At 60.5% G+C, this 15405-nt stretch carries 14 protein-coding genes; 6 read left to right on the top strand and 8 right to left on the bottom strand.

The annotated features are described in order from the left end of the window. Positions 1 to 70: 70 nt before the first annotated feature. Positions 71 to 559 (bottom strand): GFA family protein, encoded by a 489-nt coding sequence (locus tag ACZ9BE_RS13360; protein WP_137214906.1) that lies wholly within the window; start codon positions 557 to 559, stop codon positions 71 to 73. A 139-nt stretch (positions 560 to 698) separates the two neighbouring features. Between ACZ9BE_RS13360 and glsB the strand changes: the two genes are divergently transcribed. Beyond that, entirely contained in the window at positions 699 to 1607 is a 909-nt protein-coding gene (gene glsB, locus ACZ9BE_RS13355) for a glutaminase B (protein WP_024013269.1), read from the top strand. Positions 1608 to 1803: 196 nt separating this feature from the next. Continuing rightward, positions 1804 to 3306 (top strand): aldehyde dehydrogenase family protein, encoded by a 1503-nt coding sequence (locus ACZ9BE_RS13350; RefSeq protein WP_476249545.1) that lies wholly within the window; start codon positions 1804 to 1806, stop codon positions 3304 to 3306. 129 nt (positions 3307 to 3435) lie between these two features. Here the strand turns inward: ACZ9BE_RS13350 and ACZ9BE_RS13345 are convergent, their stop codons facing one another. Both ACZ9BE_RS13345 and cynS read right to left on the bottom strand, forming a co-directional pair. Continuing rightward, positions 3436 to 4095, bottom strand: coding sequence for a carbonic anhydrase (locus ACZ9BE_RS13345; protein ID WP_476249544.1), 660 nt, complete (start codon positions 4093 to 4095; stop codon positions 3436 to 3438). A gap of 57 nt (positions 4096 to 4152) precedes the next feature. Beyond that, complete coding sequence (cynS, locus tag ACZ9BE_RS13340) at positions 4153 to 4620, bottom strand: cyanase (protein WP_041480833.1); 468 nt, start codon at positions 4618 to 4620, stop codon at positions 4153 to 4155. 122 nt (positions 4621 to 4742) lie between these two features. Between cynS and cynR the strand changes: the two genes are divergently transcribed. Beyond that, a complete protein-coding gene (gene cynR, locus ACZ9BE_RS13335; RefSeq protein WP_476249543.1) occupies positions 4743 to 5624 on the top strand; it encodes a transcriptional regulator CynR in 882 nt (293 codons plus the stop codon). A gap of 173 nt (positions 5625 to 5797) precedes the next feature. On the opposite strand, the gene ACZ9BE_RS13330 is transcribed toward cynR, so the two are convergent. Then, the gene (locus ACZ9BE_RS13330) at positions 5798 to 6127 is read right to left on the bottom strand and encodes a hypothetical protein (RefSeq protein WP_041480831.1); all 330 of its coding nucleotides are present in this window, start codon (positions 6125 to 6127) and stop codon (positions 5798 to 5800) included. 542 nt (positions 6128 to 6669) lie between these two features. Continuing rightward, positions 6670 to 8613 (bottom strand): DNA topoisomerase III, encoded by a 1944-nt coding sequence (locus tag ACZ9BE_RS13325; protein ID WP_476249542.1) that lies wholly within the window; start codon positions 8611 to 8613, stop codon positions 6670 to 6672. Positions 8614 to 8805: 192 nt separating this feature from the next. On the opposite strand from ACZ9BE_RS13325, the gene ACZ9BE_RS13320 reads away from it, so the two are divergent. Beyond that, entirely contained in the window at positions 8806 to 9168 is a 363-nt protein-coding gene (locus ACZ9BE_RS13320) for a DUF427 domain-containing protein (protein ID WP_431078056.1), read from the top strand. A 53-nt stretch (positions 9169 to 9221) separates the two neighbouring features. Here ACZ9BE_RS13320 and ACZ9BE_RS13315 read toward each other — a convergent pair whose 3' ends face one another. Both ACZ9BE_RS13315 and ACZ9BE_RS13310 read right to left on the bottom strand, forming a co-directional pair. Continuing rightward, a complete protein-coding gene (locus tag ACZ9BE_RS13315; RefSeq protein WP_476249541.1) occupies positions 9222 to 10844 on the bottom strand; it encodes an MFS transporter in 1623 nt (540 codons plus the stop codon). A 132-nt stretch (positions 10845 to 10976) separates the two neighbouring features. Then, positions 10977 to 12638: a GMC family oxidoreductase gene (locus tag ACZ9BE_RS13310; protein ID WP_150635035.1), complete on the bottom strand. Its 1662-nt coding sequence runs from the start codon at positions 12636 to 12638 to the stop codon at positions 10977 to 10979. Positions 12639 to 12771: 133 nt separating this feature from the next. Between ACZ9BE_RS13310 and ACZ9BE_RS13305 the strand changes: the two genes are divergently transcribed. Both ACZ9BE_RS13305 and ACZ9BE_RS13300 read left to right on the top strand, forming a co-directional pair. After that, on the top strand, positions 12772 to 13683 hold the full coding sequence (locus ACZ9BE_RS13305) for a LysR family transcriptional regulator (protein ID WP_150635036.1): 912 nt from the start codon (positions 12772 to 12774) through the stop codon (positions 13681 to 13683). A 34-nt stretch (positions 13684 to 13717) separates the two neighbouring features. Continuing rightward, on the top strand, positions 13718 to 14197 hold the full coding sequence (locus ACZ9BE_RS13300) for a GNAT family N-acetyltransferase (RefSeq protein WP_056789243.1): 480 nt from the start codon (positions 13718 to 13720) through the stop codon (positions 14195 to 14197). Between the two features lie 102 nt (positions 14198 to 14299). Here the strand turns inward: ACZ9BE_RS13300 and ACZ9BE_RS13295 are convergent, their stop codons facing one another. Further along, positions 14300 to 15403 carry a DNA alkylation repair protein gene (locus ACZ9BE_RS13295; protein ID WP_252886369.1) on the bottom strand — a complete coding sequence of 368 codons (1104 nt, stop codon included), beginning with the start codon at positions 15401 to 15403 and terminating at the stop codon, positions 14300 to 14302. Positions 15404 to 15405 lie beyond the last annotated feature (2 nt).

The following is a 15405-nucleotide window of genomic DNA, read 5'->3' as shown; positions in this document are numbered from 1 at the left end:
AGCAGGCTCGCTCCCACAGGTGATCGCAATCCAAATGTGGGAGCGAGCCTGCTCGCGAAGGGCGCGGTGTTCAGCGGGTCACACCCAGTCGCTCATGCCACTGAGCAATAGACTCTTCAGGATATTCATCAAACTGCTGATCCTTCGGCTTGGCCTCCACCTCAACCCACGGCGCTTTCGAGCCAAGCATCAGGTGCGTGTGTTCCGGCGGCACCGGAAGTGGCGTGTCGATCGCCGAGGCGAATGGATGAATCAGCTCCGGCCACTCCGGGCTGAACAGCCACAGGCCGCTGCCGCACAGCGAGCAGAAGTGACGCTCGGCGCTGCTGCGATGGGCGCGCTTATCGCCGTCAGCTTTCATCTTCGCGTGATAGATGCTGATGTTTTTGCGTCCGCGAACCTTGAGAGTGGTCGCGTCGCCGCCAAGGTTGATCGCATAACCGCCGCCGCCCTGGGTCTTGCGGCAGATTGAGCAGTAGCAGCGTTGATAGGGATAAGGATGGGCGCTGTCGAGGCTGAACGTGACTTCGCCGCAATGGCAGGAGCCTTCGAGGTGCATGGTGCTCTCCTGTGTCTGAATGGTCCGCTTCAGCCTAGAACATTCTGCTGGATGCTTGCCGGTGTGATGCGACCGGCGGGCGCAGCGTCTAGCCCCAGTGTCCCCGCGATCCCATGGGGCGAGACTTTCGGAACCCGGCATGCAAGCGCTGTTGAACGAGATCCTTGACGCCGTCCGGCCCCTGATCGGGCAGGGCAAAGTTGCTGACTATATTCCCGCCCTCGGCACGGTACCGGCCAACCAGTTGGGCATCGCCGTGTACAGTAACGACGGCGAAATGTATTGCGCCGGCGACGCTGAAACGCCGTTCTCGGTGCAGAGTATTTCCAAGGTATTCAGCCTGGTGCAGGCCATCGATCATTCCGGCGAAGCGATCTGGGAGCGGCTTGGCCACGAGCCGTCCGGCCAGCCGTTCAACTCGCTGGTGCAACTGGAATTCGAGCGCGGCCGCCCGCGCAATCCGTTCATCAATGCCGGTGCGCTGGTGATCTGCGACATCAACCAGTCGCGCTTCGCCGCGCCGACACTGTCGATGCGCGACTTCGTCCGGCGTCTGTCCGGCAACCCGCAAATCATGATCGACGGCAAGGTCGCCGACTCCGAATACCAGCACCGCGCGCGCAATGCGGCGATGGCCTATCTGATGCAGTCGTTCGGCAACTTTCACAACGATGTCGAGGCGGTGTTGCGCAGCTATTTCAGCCACTGCGCACTGCGGATGAATTGCATCGATCTGGCCCGGGCGTTCTGCTTTCTGGCCAATGACGGGTTCTGCAAGCACAGCGGCGAGCAGATCCTGACGCGCCGCCAGACCCAGCAGGTCAATTCGATCATGGCCACCAGCGGTTTGTACGACGAGGCGGGCAATTTCGCCTATCGCGTCGGCTTGCCAGGCAAGAGCGGGGTCGGCGGCGGCATCGTTGCGGTAGTGCCGGGACAGTTCAGCGTGTGCGTGTGGTCGCCGGAGTTGAACGCCGCCGGCAACTCGCTGGCGGGGATGGCAGCGCTGGAATTGCTGAGCTCGCGGATTGGCTGGTCGGTGTTCTGACCCACCTGAACACCACATGACCCTGTGGGAGCTGGCTTGCCAGCGATGAGGCCCTGTCAGCCACTATAAATTTGCCTGAACCACCGCTATCGCTGGCAAGCCAGCTCCCACAGGTTTCTTTAGTGTTTGAGGAGGTGTATTTCAGCCAGTAATCCGCTACATTTTCCGGCCGCCCTCTGCATGGTGAATCCGCTTCATGTCTCTTGCGCTCGAACGTCTAGTCGCTGGCACGCCGATCCCTTTCGCTGGTAACCGTGTCACCGTGGTCAGCCCCGAACTGGCCGCGCGGTTTCAGCCCGGTGACCATCTGCTGGTCGAGCAGGTCAGTGGCGAGTTGTTGCTGATCCCCGTGGCCGATCAGCGGGCCGCCTCGGTGGCAATCGAGCGTGCGGCTGCGGCATTCACCGCGTTGTCGGCGGTGTCCGATGAAGCCATCAGCCAATTCTTCGAGCTGTTTGCCCAGCGCCTGGAAAATCCTCAGTGCTGGACGCAGATCGAAGCCGCCAACCGCGCCGACATCGAGCGGGCCAAGGCGCGCGGTCGCTCGACCACACGCTTGCTCGCCGATGAACGCATGCGCCGCGACATGATCGCCGGGCTGCGCGCCTGGCGTGATGCGCCGCCCACGCGTGGCAAAGTGATCAGCAGTGTCGAGCACGACGGCTGGAAGGTTGAGCAAGTCGTCTCGCCGCTGGGCATCGTCGCGTTTGTCTTCGAAGGCCGTCCCAACGTATTTGCCGACGCCGCCGGCGTGTTGCGCACCGGCAATACGGCTGTGCTGCGCATCGGCAGCGATGCGTTGGGCACTGCGCAAGCTATCGTCACTCACGCCTTGAACCCGGCGCTGGCCGAAGCCGGTTTGCCGGTGGGGGCGGTGTCGTTGGTCGAAAGTGTCAATCACGCCGCCGGTTGGGCGATGTTTGCCGATCGGCGTCTGTCGCTGGCGGTGGCGCGCGGCTCGGGCCGTGCGGTCAGTCAGTTGGGCAGCATCGCCCAGCAGGCCGGCACTGCCGTCAGCCTGCACGGCACCGGCGGCGCGTGGCTGATCGCCGACCGTGACGCCGACGCCACACGCTTCGCGGCGGTGGTGCGCAACTCGCTGGACCGCAAGGTCTGCAATACCATGAACGTCTGCCTGATTCAGCGCGAACGCGCCGATGAGCTGGTGCCGCTGTTCCTCGAAGCTTTGAAAGACGCCGGTACTGCGCGCGGCCAAGGCTGCAAATTGCACATCGTCGCGGGCAGTGAAAGTTGCCTGCCAAGCGAATGGCAGAACGCAACAGTCGAGGTTTATCGCGCCGAGGGTTACCGGACCGAAGCGCTGGCCGAATCCTTGCCCGAGTCGGACCTGGGCCGCGAGTGGGAATGGGAAGAAACCCCGGAAGTCAGCCTGATGATTGTCGACGATCTGGATCAGGCGATTGCGCTGTTCAACCGTTACAGCCCGCAATTCACCGTGTCGTTGATCAGCGAGGCGGCGGCGGTTCAGGAACGCTTCTACAACGCGGTGAATGCGCCGTTTGTAGGCAACGGCATCACCCGTTGGGTCGATGGCCAGTACGCGTTGAACAAGCCGGAGCTGGGCCTTTCGAATTGGGAGAGCGGGCGCCTGTTTGCGCGCAGTGCGATTCTTTCCGGTGACGGCGTGTTCACCGTGCGCAGCCGGATGACTCAGGTTGATCTCACGGTAAAACGCTGACTTGAAACCCGTTGTTGATCGTTCCCACGCTCCGCGTGGGAATGCAGCCCGTGACGCTCCGCGTCACTGGACGCAGAGCGTCCCTAGAGGCATTCCCACGCAGAGCGTGGGAACGATCACGGTGGGGAGTCAGGCAGCGTGGCTGGCTTGCGCGCTGATCGCGCAAGTCTCAGGCCGCTCGGCCAGCGGCACAAAGGTGCGACGATCGGAAGAGAGCGCGTCGATCGAACCGGTCTCGATGTCGTAAACCCAGCCATGCAGATTCAACCGGCCTTGCTCCTGGGCCACGCGCACACTCGGGTGGGTCTGGATATTCGCCAGTTGCGCAATCACGTTCTCGCGCACCATCGAGCTCAATTTCGCCGCGTCGCTGCCATGCACGCGCGCTTCGTTCACTACCTTCGCCGATTCGGCATGCTGCAGCCAGCCATTGACAGCGGGCAGGTGATCCATGCATTTGCACTGGGCAATTGCGGTCATCGCACCACAATCGGAGTGGCCGCAAATCACGATATCGGTCACCCCCAGCACTGCCACCGCATATTCCACCGTCGCCGACACCCCGCCCGGATGCGGGCTGTAGGAGGGCACGATATTGCCGGCGTTACGGATCACGAACAGTTCGCCGGGCTCTTGCTGGGTCAGCAGCTCAGGCACCACACGGCTGTCGGAACAGGTGATGAACAGCGTGCCGGGTTGCTGAGTCGTGGCCAGATGTTTGAACAGTTCGCTGCGTTGCGGGAAGGCTTCGTTCTGGAATTTCAGGAAGCCGTCGATCAGGGCTTTCATGGCATGTCCTCGTGGCAGAAATGAGATGGCCCGCACGCAGGGTGCGGGCCGGGGGTATCAGAACGGACGCAGCGGCAGGAACTTGCCGTCGAGGGTCACAACGGCGCGGGAGCCGCCTTCCGGGTCTTCGACTTTTTTGATGTCCAGTTTGAAGTTGATCGCACTGATGATGCCGTCACCGAACTGTTCATGAACCAGCGCTTTCAGCGTGGTGCCGTAGATCTGGATCATTTCATAAAAGCGGTAGATGGTCGGATCGGTCGGCACGCCGCTGAGGCTGCCACGCAAAGGAATGATCTGCAGTGCGGCGACGTCATCTGCGCTGAGGTCAAGCTTGTCGCCGACCACTTGAGCAGCGTTTTCCGGCAACGGATGCTGGCCGAGCAGGGCGGCGGTGACATAAGCCAGGCTGAGGCCGGTGCCGTCAGCGAGATCCTGCCACGACAGATCTTTTTTCGCCTTGGCGTCGAGAACGCGGGTAGTCAGGGCCAGGCTGTTGTCGTTGTAGGCGTGGGACTGTTGCATGGTGTCACTCCTTTCAGGGGTTGGCTTGCTGTGTGTGGAAGCAATGTTGCGCCGGTCGATTCATAGCGTCCAAGACCGATATACAATGCTGCGCATAAGCCCTGCCTATAGATGGTGTACTCATGCTTTTGCGACATTTGCGTTATCTGCTCGCCGTTGCCGATCACGGCGGCTTCACCCGCGCCGCCGAAGCGCTGCATGTATCGCAGCCGACGTTGTCGCAGCAGATCCGGCAGCTGGAAGAAACCCTCGGCGTCAGCCTGTTCGATCGCACCTCACGCACGGTGAAGCCGACGGATGCAGGCGCGGCTTACATTGAATGCGCACGGCGCGTACTGGTGGAGCTGGAGGCCGGACAGCGCGCCTTGCACGATGTGAAGGATTTGTCGCGCGGCACCCTGCGCCTGGCGATGACGCCGACGTTCATGGCGTATCTGGTCGGGCCGTTGGTGCGCGACTACGGGGCACGGTTTCCCGGGATTCATCTGGAAATCTTCGAATTGTCGATGGACGACATCGAGGCCGGGCTCGCGGATGACTCGCTGGACGTCGCGATCGCGTTTACGCCGGTACGCAATGCCGATATCGAATGCATACCGGCGTTTACCGAGACGCTGGGGATCATGGTCGGGCCTGGGCACCCGCTCTATGACAGCCCTTCGGTGTTGACGCCGACGGAATTGGCTTCACTGGATTTCGCGTTGCTGGCGCCGGGTTTCATTACGCGGTTATTGGTGGATGAGTATTTCCGTGAGCAGGGGATTACGCCGCAGGTGCGCATCGAGGTGAATTCGGTGAGTACGCTGCTGGAAGTGGTGCGGCATGCGCCGCTGGCGACCATGCTGCCCGAGGCGATTGCCAGCGAAGACCGCGCGTTGCGCCGCTTGCGGGTCGAAGGGGAGGCGCCGCAGCGGGGAGCGGCGTTGTTGCGGCGCAGGAATAATTATCACAGCGCGGCGGCGTTGGCGTTTGTTGATCTTGTCCTGGAAACGCATATGACATGAACAAGACCTGTGAGAGCGAGCCTGCTCGCGAATGTGGTGTGTCAGACACTGATGTTTGCGCCTGAAGACTGCATTCGCGAGCAGGCTCGCTCCCACAAAGTTGCAGTGTGAGTTCTGGATGTAAAAAGGGCCTGTTTCTTATCAAAGCAGGCCCTTTTTGACTGAAGTGTTATTCAATACAACCGATCAATCACCCGAACTTCATTCTGATTCTGCATCGAATCCCACGCCTGTTTCAGCGTCTGCAGCACACTGCCGATGAAGTCCTTGTCGGCCGCAGCCTTCTTGCCGACATAACCGTGGCCGCGGCGGTACATCTTCAGGCGGGCCAGCAGGTTCTGGTGATTGCGGTCGAATTCTTCTTCGCCAGCGTGGGGCGACAGGCAGTCAATGTGTACCTGCCCCGACTTGCTGATCCAGAGAATATGGCTGTCGTGGCTGTCTTTCTGCGCCGCGAACATACGCGCCAGTTCTTCGATGGTGGGTTGATTGTTCAGATTCATTGTTATGCCCCTTGACCAGTCTGGTGATCTTTCAAAGTTGATTCGCTAATACAGGTAGCCCATCGGTTAGTTGATCCCTGGCACCGAAACCAGGACGTCAGCGTTCGCCCGTGTGAAGTACGGGGTCGTGCATCTGTTGCATGTAGTCGTGTTGAATAACTGCTACGCAATAGCGTCACAACGAGGAGAAGCAGCGAAAACCGGGAGGCTCCTTGACGACAATCCAGTGTCGGCCACAAGCGTCTTGAGAATTTTCGCCAGCGCTTCTCGTCCTTGTACTGGACGTTCAGGCCAGGTCAGCTTCTTCAATCTGCCTTGTGGGCAGCGTGTATCCGGAAAAAACAACTCGGCGGTCAGACGAGTTTGCTCAAGCGTGTTACCAGTGTTCCCGATCGGGGAACGTCTTCATCATGCAAAAGCAAAACGATGCCGTCAACGGTTTTGTAGTGATTATTTTCAAGCACTACATATTGTCGGACAAAGCTGTTTTGGAATGAGAAAAGATCCGTTTCGACAACGTCGAGAAGGGAACCGCGAGGGATTCAGCGAGTCGTCGGACGCGCCGTGCGTTTGCGCGTACCGGCGGTTTTGCTGGGCGTCGACATACGCTTTTTCTTCCACGGCGCTGCAGCTTTGCCCGCAGGCGGCGGGCCGCTGATGGTCAGGCTGAGGGCGGAGCAGCGGGTGACCTGCTTGCTCATCCACGCGGCCTGTTTGGTAACGAATTCTTCCAGACTCATCTCGCCGCTCTGCACCATGTCCAGGGCCTGTTCCCAGATCGCCGTGGTGCCAGGGTCGGCGATCGCGCGAGGCACTGCGTCGATCAGGCTGAACGCGGCAGGTGTCGCCGCCAGTGCCTTGCCGTTCTTGACCAGATAACCGCGATCAAGCAAACCCTGAATGATCGACGCGCGGGTGGCTTCGGTGCCGATGCCGGTGGTGTCCTTGAGTTTCTGTTTGAGCAGCGGATCCTCGACCAGTTTGGCGACGTTCTTCATCGCCTTGATCAGATCGCCTTCGGTGTAGGGTTTTGGTGGCTGCGTCCACAGATCCTTGAGATTCACTTTCGCCACAGCGCATTCGACGCCTTGGCTGAGGGTCGGCAAGGTTTGCGGTGCTGGTGCTTCGCGGCCCCTGGCCGGTGCCAGTGCTTCGGGCAATGCGCGCTTCCAGCCCGCTTCGATGATCTGCTTGCCCACCGCGCGCAGGGCCTGCCCGTTGCAATCGAAATCGGCCTGGGTGCGATCGTATTCGTGGTTGGGCAGGAACTGCGCCAGGTAGCGCGCGCGAATCAGCGTGTACACCGCGCGATGTTTGCCGGTCAGACGTTCAAGATTCTTCGCGGCGATGGTGGGAATGATGCCGTGGTGAGCGCTGACCTTGGCGTCATTCCACGCCCGCGAGCGCCGTTGCGGTTCGAGATAACCCTGCAAGGCTTCAAGGCTCGGATCGGCCTGGCGCAACGCTGTGAGGATCGATGGCGCCTCACTGTGTTGGCTCAAGGGCAGAAAGCCGCAATCACTGCGCGGATAGGTGATGACTTTGTAGGTTTCGTAAAGGGCCTGGGCGATGTCGAGGGTTTCCTGCGCGCCAAGGCCAAGCTTTTTCGAGCAGACTTCCTGCAAGGTGCCAAGATCGAAGGGCAGCGGCGCCACTTCGCGCATGCGCTCGGTCTTCAGCTTGATCACCCGTGCGCTGTCAGCACTGCTGATCGCCGCCGCTGCCTGTTGCGCCAACGCCTGATTCAGGCAGCGATCCTGATCATCACAAACGTCCGACGGCGCGCGCCATTGCGCGGTAAACGCCGTTCCGTTGTGCAGCAAATCCACGTCGATTGCCCAGAACGGTACGGGGACGAAATCGGCGATGCTGCGGTCGCGGTCGACCACCAGTCGCAGGGTGGGCGTTTGTACTCGTCCTACCGGCAACACGCCCTGATAACCCGACTGACGGCCCAGCAAGGTGAACAGTCGGCTCATGTTCATGCCGATCAACCAGTCCGCCCGCGAACGGCCCAGCGCCGAGTGATACAGGCTGAACGTTTCTGCTCCGGGCTTCAGTGCGCCCAGTGCCTTGCGAATCGACGCCTCGTCCAGTGCCGACAGCCACAAACGGCGGATCGGCCCGCGATAGCGGCAGTGCTCGACCAGTTCCCGGGCGATCATCTCGCCCTCACGGTCGGCATCGGTGGCGATGATCAGTTCGCTGGCATCGCCGAGCAGGCGCTTTACCGCTTTGTACTGGCTGGCAGTGCGCGGCTTGACGGTCATTTTCCACTTGTCCGGAATGATCGGCAGATCGGCCAGCACCCAGCGTTTGTAGCGCGCGTCGTAGGCGTCCGGCGGCGCGGTTTCGAGCAAATGGCCGATGCACCAGGTCACTGTGACGTCCGTCCCCAACCAGCAGCCGTCGCCGCGACGCTTGGCGCCGAGTACGGCCGCAATGTCTTTGGCCTGGGAAGGTTTTTCACAGAGGTACAGCCGCATAGCTACCATCGCTGGTTGGTGTGTGGAGAGGGCACAGGATGGCGGGAGTTCGCGGCGGGAGCAACTTTTATCTGTATGGATATACAGATAAAAGCGTTGCAGGAGGTTTAGCCGTTCGGCCGTAATCCAGTCGAGCTGCGCAACCATCAGCTATACCTGAACCGGTCTCTTCGCTGTGCTCAGGAGAACCTCATGAAAAGCCCCAGTCCCGTGATCAGCCTGGAACAACTTGCCGGCTGCCTGCTGGTGAAGTTCCACGGCATCCAGGTCGCCGCGTCCTCTCACGCGATGATCCTCAACGAAGCCAACTATCCGCCGGTGTACTACATCCCGCGCGAAGACATCGACGAAAAATACTTCGCCCGCACCGACCACACCAGCTATTGCCCGTACAAGGGCGACGCCAATTACTTCAGCCTGCAAGTGCCGGGGCATGAGGGCGCCAATGCGGTGTGGACTTACGAAAAACCCAAGATCTCGGTTGAACCGATCCGCAACTATGTGGCGTTTTATCCGGACCAGGTGAAATTCGAAGTGATCAAAGCGGGCGCCTGAAGCAAAAAATGGCGAGAGAATCGCTTCCCTCGCCATTGTTGTCAGCGGGTTTTTCAGTTTTTATCGAGATCGATATTCTTCGTCTCACGCAGACAGATCATCCCCACCACCAGGCTCACCCCGGTGATCAGCACCGGATACCACAGCCCGTAGAAAATATCCCCGGTGTACACCACCAGCGCAAACGACACGGTGGGCAGGAATCCGCCGAACCAGCCGTTGCCGATGTGATAGGGCAGCGACATCGAGGTGTAGCGAATGCGGGTCGGGAACAGTTCGACCATCAACGCGGCCAGCGGGCCGTAGCACATGGCCGAGATGATGATCAGCGCGACGATCAGGGCGACGATCATCGGTTTGTTGATCTGCTGCATATCGGCTTGTTGCGGGTAGCCGGCGAGGGTGATCGCGCCGCGCAGTGCCGCCTCATCGAAACCATCCAGCTTCACGTCGCCGACACTCACTTGCACGGCGCTGCCCGCAGGTGCAGCGACGCTGGAGTAGGGCAGGCCTTGCTTGACCAGGAAGGTCTTGACCTTGTCGCACGGGCTGTCGAATTTGGCCTTGCCCACCGGATCGAACTGGAAGGTGCAAGTGGCGGGATCGGCGAGGACGGTGATCGGTGCCTGACGGCTGGCCTGATCGATCGCCGGGTTGGCGTAGTGGGCCAGGGATTTGAAGATCGGGAAGTACAGCGCGGTGGCCAGCAACAGACCGAGCATCAGCACCGGTTTGCGCCCGACCTTGTCCGAGAGCCAGCCGAAAAAGATGAAGAATGGCGCGCCGATCACCACGCTGATGATCAACAGGCTGTTGGCCACCGCCGGGTCCATTTTCAGGAACTGGGTGAGGAAGAACAGCACATAGAACTGCGCGGCGTAGAAGGTCACTGCTTGCCCGGCATTGATGCTGAACAGGGCGATCAGCACGACTTTGAGGTTTTCCCATTTGCCGAAGGAGTCGCGGATCGGCGCCTTCGAGGTTTTGCCTTCTTCCTTCATTTTCAGGTAGGCCGGCGACTCGTGCAGGCTCAGGCGAATCCAGGTGGAAATGCCCAACAGGACGATCGACAGCAGGAACGGAATGCGCCAGCCCCACACCTCAAACTGGTCGCCGGTGAAGTAGCGGCAACCGAGCACTACCAGCAGCGAGAGCAACAGGCCGAGGGTCGCGGTGGATTGAATCCAGCTGGTGTGGAAGCCGCGTTTGCCGATGGGCGCGTGCTCGGCCACGTAGGTCGCCGCACCGCCGTATTCGCCACCGAGCGCCAGGCCCTGAAGCATGCGCAGCACCACCAGAATGATCGGCGCGGCGATGCCGATGCTGGCGTAGGTCGGCAGCAGGCCGACGCAGAACGTCGCCACGCCCATCAGAATGATCGTCGCCAGAAAGGTGTATTTGCGCCCGATCATGTCACCCAGACGGCCGAATACCAACGCACCGAACGGCCGTACGATGAAGCCGGCGGCGAACGCCATGAGCGCGAAGATGAACGCCGTGGTGTCATTGACCCCGGCAAAAAACTGCTTGCTGATCACTGCCGCGAGGGCGCCGTAGAGGAAGAAGTCATACCACTCGAACACCGTCCCGAGTGATGAAGCGAAGATGACTTTCTGCGTGGCGTTGCTGGTCTCGGCGCTGCCCGCAGCGTCCAGCGGCTGAACGTGTTCTGACATATCGGTATCCCTCACAGTGATTGTTTTTGTTGTTCCACTGGTGTTGCGTGTCCGGTAATGCGCGATGCCTGAGTCTGGTGATGATTGCTGTGGGAGCGAGCCTGCTCGCGAAAGCTTTTTGTCAGTTAACTCCTAGGCTGAGTGAGCTACCGCATTCGCGAGCAGGCTCGCTCCCACAGGGGAGATATCTGCAGATCTGGACAAAATCAGTTGTGCCGCCTTCTCGGCAATCATCAGCGTAGGCGAACAGGTGTTGCCCGAGGTGATGCGCGGCATGATCGACGCATCGGCAACGCGCAGACCCGGCACACCATGCACGCGCAATTGCGCATCGACCACCGCGTCACCGTCATTGCCCATGCGGCAGGTGCCGACCGGATGGAAAATCGTCGTGCCGATCTTCGCCGCCGCTTCATGCAATTGTTCTTCGCTTTGCAAGCTGTCGCCGGGCAGGTATTCGACCGGTTTGAACGCTTGCAGGGCAGGGGCGCTGACGATGCGCCGGGTCAGGCGAATCGCATCGGCGGCGACGCGCAGATCTTCTGGATGGCTGAGGTAATCGGGCTGGATCAGCGGCGCTGCTTGCGGATCGGCCGAGCGAATCTCGATGCGTCCACGGCTCTGCGGGCGCAGGTCGCACACCGAGGCGGTGAACGCCGGGAAGCTGTGCAGCGGCTCACCAAAGCGCTCCAGCGACAGCGGTTGCACGTGATATTGCAGGTTCGCCGAGGTTTGCTCGGGACCGGAGCGGGCGAATGCGCCCAACTGACTCGGCGCCATCGACAACGGCCCGCTACGGTCATACAGATAACGCAGGCCCATGCCCATCTTGCCCCACACGCTGCCGGCGATCTGGTTCAGGGTGCGGGCGTTTTCCAGTTTGTAGATCAGCCGCAGTTGCAGGTGATCCTGCAGGTTGCCGCCGACCCCCGGCAGCTCATGAATCACGCCGATGCCCAAGCGTTCGAGCAGCGGCCGCGGACCGATCCCGGAGCGCTGCAGAATGCTCGGCGAGCCGACTGAACCGGCGCACAAAACAATCTCCTTGCGCGCCTTGAACTGTTTGATCTGACCTTCATGCTGCGCGCTGACTTTCGCCGCGCGGCCGTTCTCCAGCAACACACGATCAACCTCGACGCCGGTCAGCACAGTCAGGTTCGCCCGACTGCGCAGTGGTTTCAAAAAGGCCTTGGCCGCGTTCCAGCGTACCCCGGCTTTCTGGTTGACCTGAAAGTAACCGCAGCCCTCGTTGTCGCCCTGGTTGAAGTCATTGATGCTGGCGATGCCGCTTTGCTCGGCAGCGCTGCGAAAGGCATCCAGAATCGGCCACGACAGGCGCTGCTGTTCGACCCGCCATTCACCCTGATCGCCATGAAATTCAGCGCCGCCGGCAAAGTGGTTTTCGCTCTGTTTGAACAGCGGCAGCACATCCTTCCAGGCCCAGCCCGGATTGCCTGCGGCCGCCCAGCCGTCATAGTCGCCGGCCTGGCCGCGCATGTAGATCATGCCGTTGATCGACGAACAGCCGCCCAGCACCTTGCCGCGCGGATAACTCAGCGCGCGGCCATTGAGGCCCGGTTGTTGTTCGGTTTTGAAGCACCAGTCGGTGCGCGGATTACCGATGCAGAACAGGTAACCCACAGGAATGTGAATCCAGGCGTAGTTGTCGCGTCCGCCGGCTTCGAGCAGCAACACCCGCTGCTGTGGATCCGCTGAGAGCCGGTTGGCCAGCAAGCAACCGGCGGGGCCGGCGCCGACCACGATGTAGTCGAATTCATCCAGGGACGTCTGCATGCCCTGACCTCGCTTTTTGTTTTTATTGTCGGACACTCTAGTTGTTAGCTTTCGTTAAAAGAATGTTAGTTTTTGCGCAGCCGCTGTGCGTTTTCAAACAGCGTGCAACGACGATAGCCGACAAGGACCCGCCATGTTCGACTGGAACGACCTGCGCTTTTTTCTCGAGCTGCAACGCAGCGGCCGCCTGCTCACTGCCGCGCGCCGGCTCAACACCACCCACGCGACAGTGGCGCGGCATATTGAATCGATCGAGAAAAGCCTCGGCACTGCGCTGTTCGTCCAGCACGCCCAGGGCTATGAAATGACCCCGGCGGGGGAGGCGCTGCTCAAGCACGCCGAAGCGATGGAAAACGTCGCGCTGCTGGCGCAGGAAGAAATCACCCAGTCCACCGCGCCGCTGGGCAAGATCCGCGTCGGCGTCACCGAAGGCCTCGGCATCAAGTTTCTCGCCAGTCGCATGATTGGCTTGTTCGAGCGTTATCCGGGATTGGAGGTGGAACTGGTCGCCGTGCCGCGCTTCGTCAGCATCCTCAACCGCGAAGCGGAGATCAGCATCCACCTCGAACGGCCATCCGCCGACATGCTGGTCACGCGCAAGCTCACTGACTATCGGCTCGCGCTTTACGCCAGCCAGACCTACCTCGACAAAGCGCCACCGCTGCATAGCCGCGAAGACCTGGGCCGACATGCGTGGATCGGTTACGTTGACGACCTGCTGTTCAGTCAGGAACTGATGTTCCTCAACAGCTTCTGCCGCAGCCCGCGCGTGGTCTTTCACAGCACCAGCGTCATCGCCCAGCAGGAAGCGGCGCGCTCGGGGTTGGGCATCGCCGTGCTGCCGTGTTACATGGCCGCGTCCGACCCGGATCTGGTGGCGCTGCTGCCGGATGAAAGCATCGAACGCAGCTATTGGATCAGCACGCGGCGGGAGTTGCACAAATCGGTGCGGCTGCGGGTAGTCTGGGATTATGTGGTGGGGTTGTGTGAGGCAGAGCAGGAGTTGTTGCTGGGAAGATCTCAGGTTGGCTCCTCTTTTGCTTGAAAGCGCCAAGGACTTTTAGCAATGGAGAGCAGCAATGAGGGAATGGCTTACCGTTCGCGACATCAATCCGGACACCATGAAGGCCATCAGTGACGGCGTCTTACAGCATGGCCGAGCCTTGTCCGAGGCTCGCGGCGGACAAGCTGAGGCCATCGCCTGTTCGCTGATGGAGAACGGGGCACTAATCGGCGGCGCTTCCGGTAGAACCGAATTCAGGCGTCTGTTTGTCAATTACCTGTGGATCAACGCGCAATGGCGTGGAACCAGGCTGGGTACTCAGGTGTTGCACAAGCTTGAGGCATTAGCGGTTGAAAGAGCATGCGTAGATGCGTTGATCGAAACACTGGATGACGACGTCGCCCGTTGGTACACCCGCTGCGGATACCGATTGATCGCGCACGTGCCTGAGTACTGCGGCCCGTGGAGTCGCCATACGCTGTTGAAAGTGCTTGTGACAACGGGTGCTCCCTCAGGGCTTAATTCGGCGTCCCATACGGAAGTTGGTAACTACTGAAGGCGGGAGTTTGTCCATTGTGCTGCCGCGCTCATTATCGATGCACGGCTGCCAGTGCACTGATTCGCGACCGGTCTTCAAGACCAATCAATGACTCATTTCTCAAATCAAAACCTCAAACCCTGCACTACCCAACACCTCCCCATTAACCATCACCTGCACCCCATGCCGACCAGCGAAATGCTTGCGCGTCGTGAAATCCTTGATTACTTGATTCCGTCGCACTACCTCAGTCCCGAACCCCGCTAATCCCAGAGTCTTCAACTTGAATACCTTCCTCGAAACCCCGCCATTCGCCTTCACATACTCAATCGCATAGTCGATCACCAGCCGCTGTTCATGCGCCACCGTCGACTTCACCGTAAACGACAACGTAATCGCGTCCCCCAACCTCACCACCGCCGGCTCAACCCGCACATCCAACAACTCAACCTCAGCCTTCGCCCCTGCGCCAATCACCGTCAGCGCGCGCACGTTGCCCTGTTTGATCAAGCTGCGCAGCGCATGTTTGGCAATCCAGGCCGTATGCTTGTTGTTCAGCGACCAACCTTCAATCGTGTCCAACGCCCACTCCGGATGCACTTTCGTCACATCATTCAAATGATTCGCCACGGACTTGCGCACGTACAAGCTCTCATCCGCCTTCAACCGATTCAGTATCCCGGCGGCCAGCAGCGGATCCGCTTGTACCGCTTCCAACCGAAAGGACCACGGCAGGCGAGGGCGGCTGCCTTCGCTGGCGAGGCGGCGGACGTGGTGGTTTTCGTCGCGGGTCCACTCGTGCATCCGTTCCAGCGAGCGTTCAAGGTCGGCGCGCAGAAAATGGCGGATGGCGAACTCGGAGGAGCCGAAGGTGGTGAAGTACTTCAGGGCGTCCATGGAGGTATCGAAGGCGTGCCCGCCATAGCTCGCGACGTAATGCGGCAGGCACATGCTGACGAAGCCGCTGTTCAGCCGTGGCGCGAGTTCGAACAGCACTTGGAGGGAATCCTCGTAGTCCAGCGGCAGCACGGCATGCAGGCTTTCGGCGACGCGGGCCATGCGTTGCATCACTGATAATTCAGCGAGTCCGTCCTGGGCGTGTTTGAGAAACGCCTTGGCCTTGAATGCCGGGTACACCGCGCTCATTTCGTCAGCGATGTGCTGCAAGCGCTCGGCGTTGAAGATTTCCTTTAACGCCGGGGCGGCGGTGTCGGTCGTGCTCATGG

This window comes from Pseudomonas sp. TE9122, from assembly GCF_056278925.1.
The sequence above is the reverse complement of the archived record's forward strand: the minus strand, read 5'-3'. Positions and strand labels throughout refer to the sequence as shown.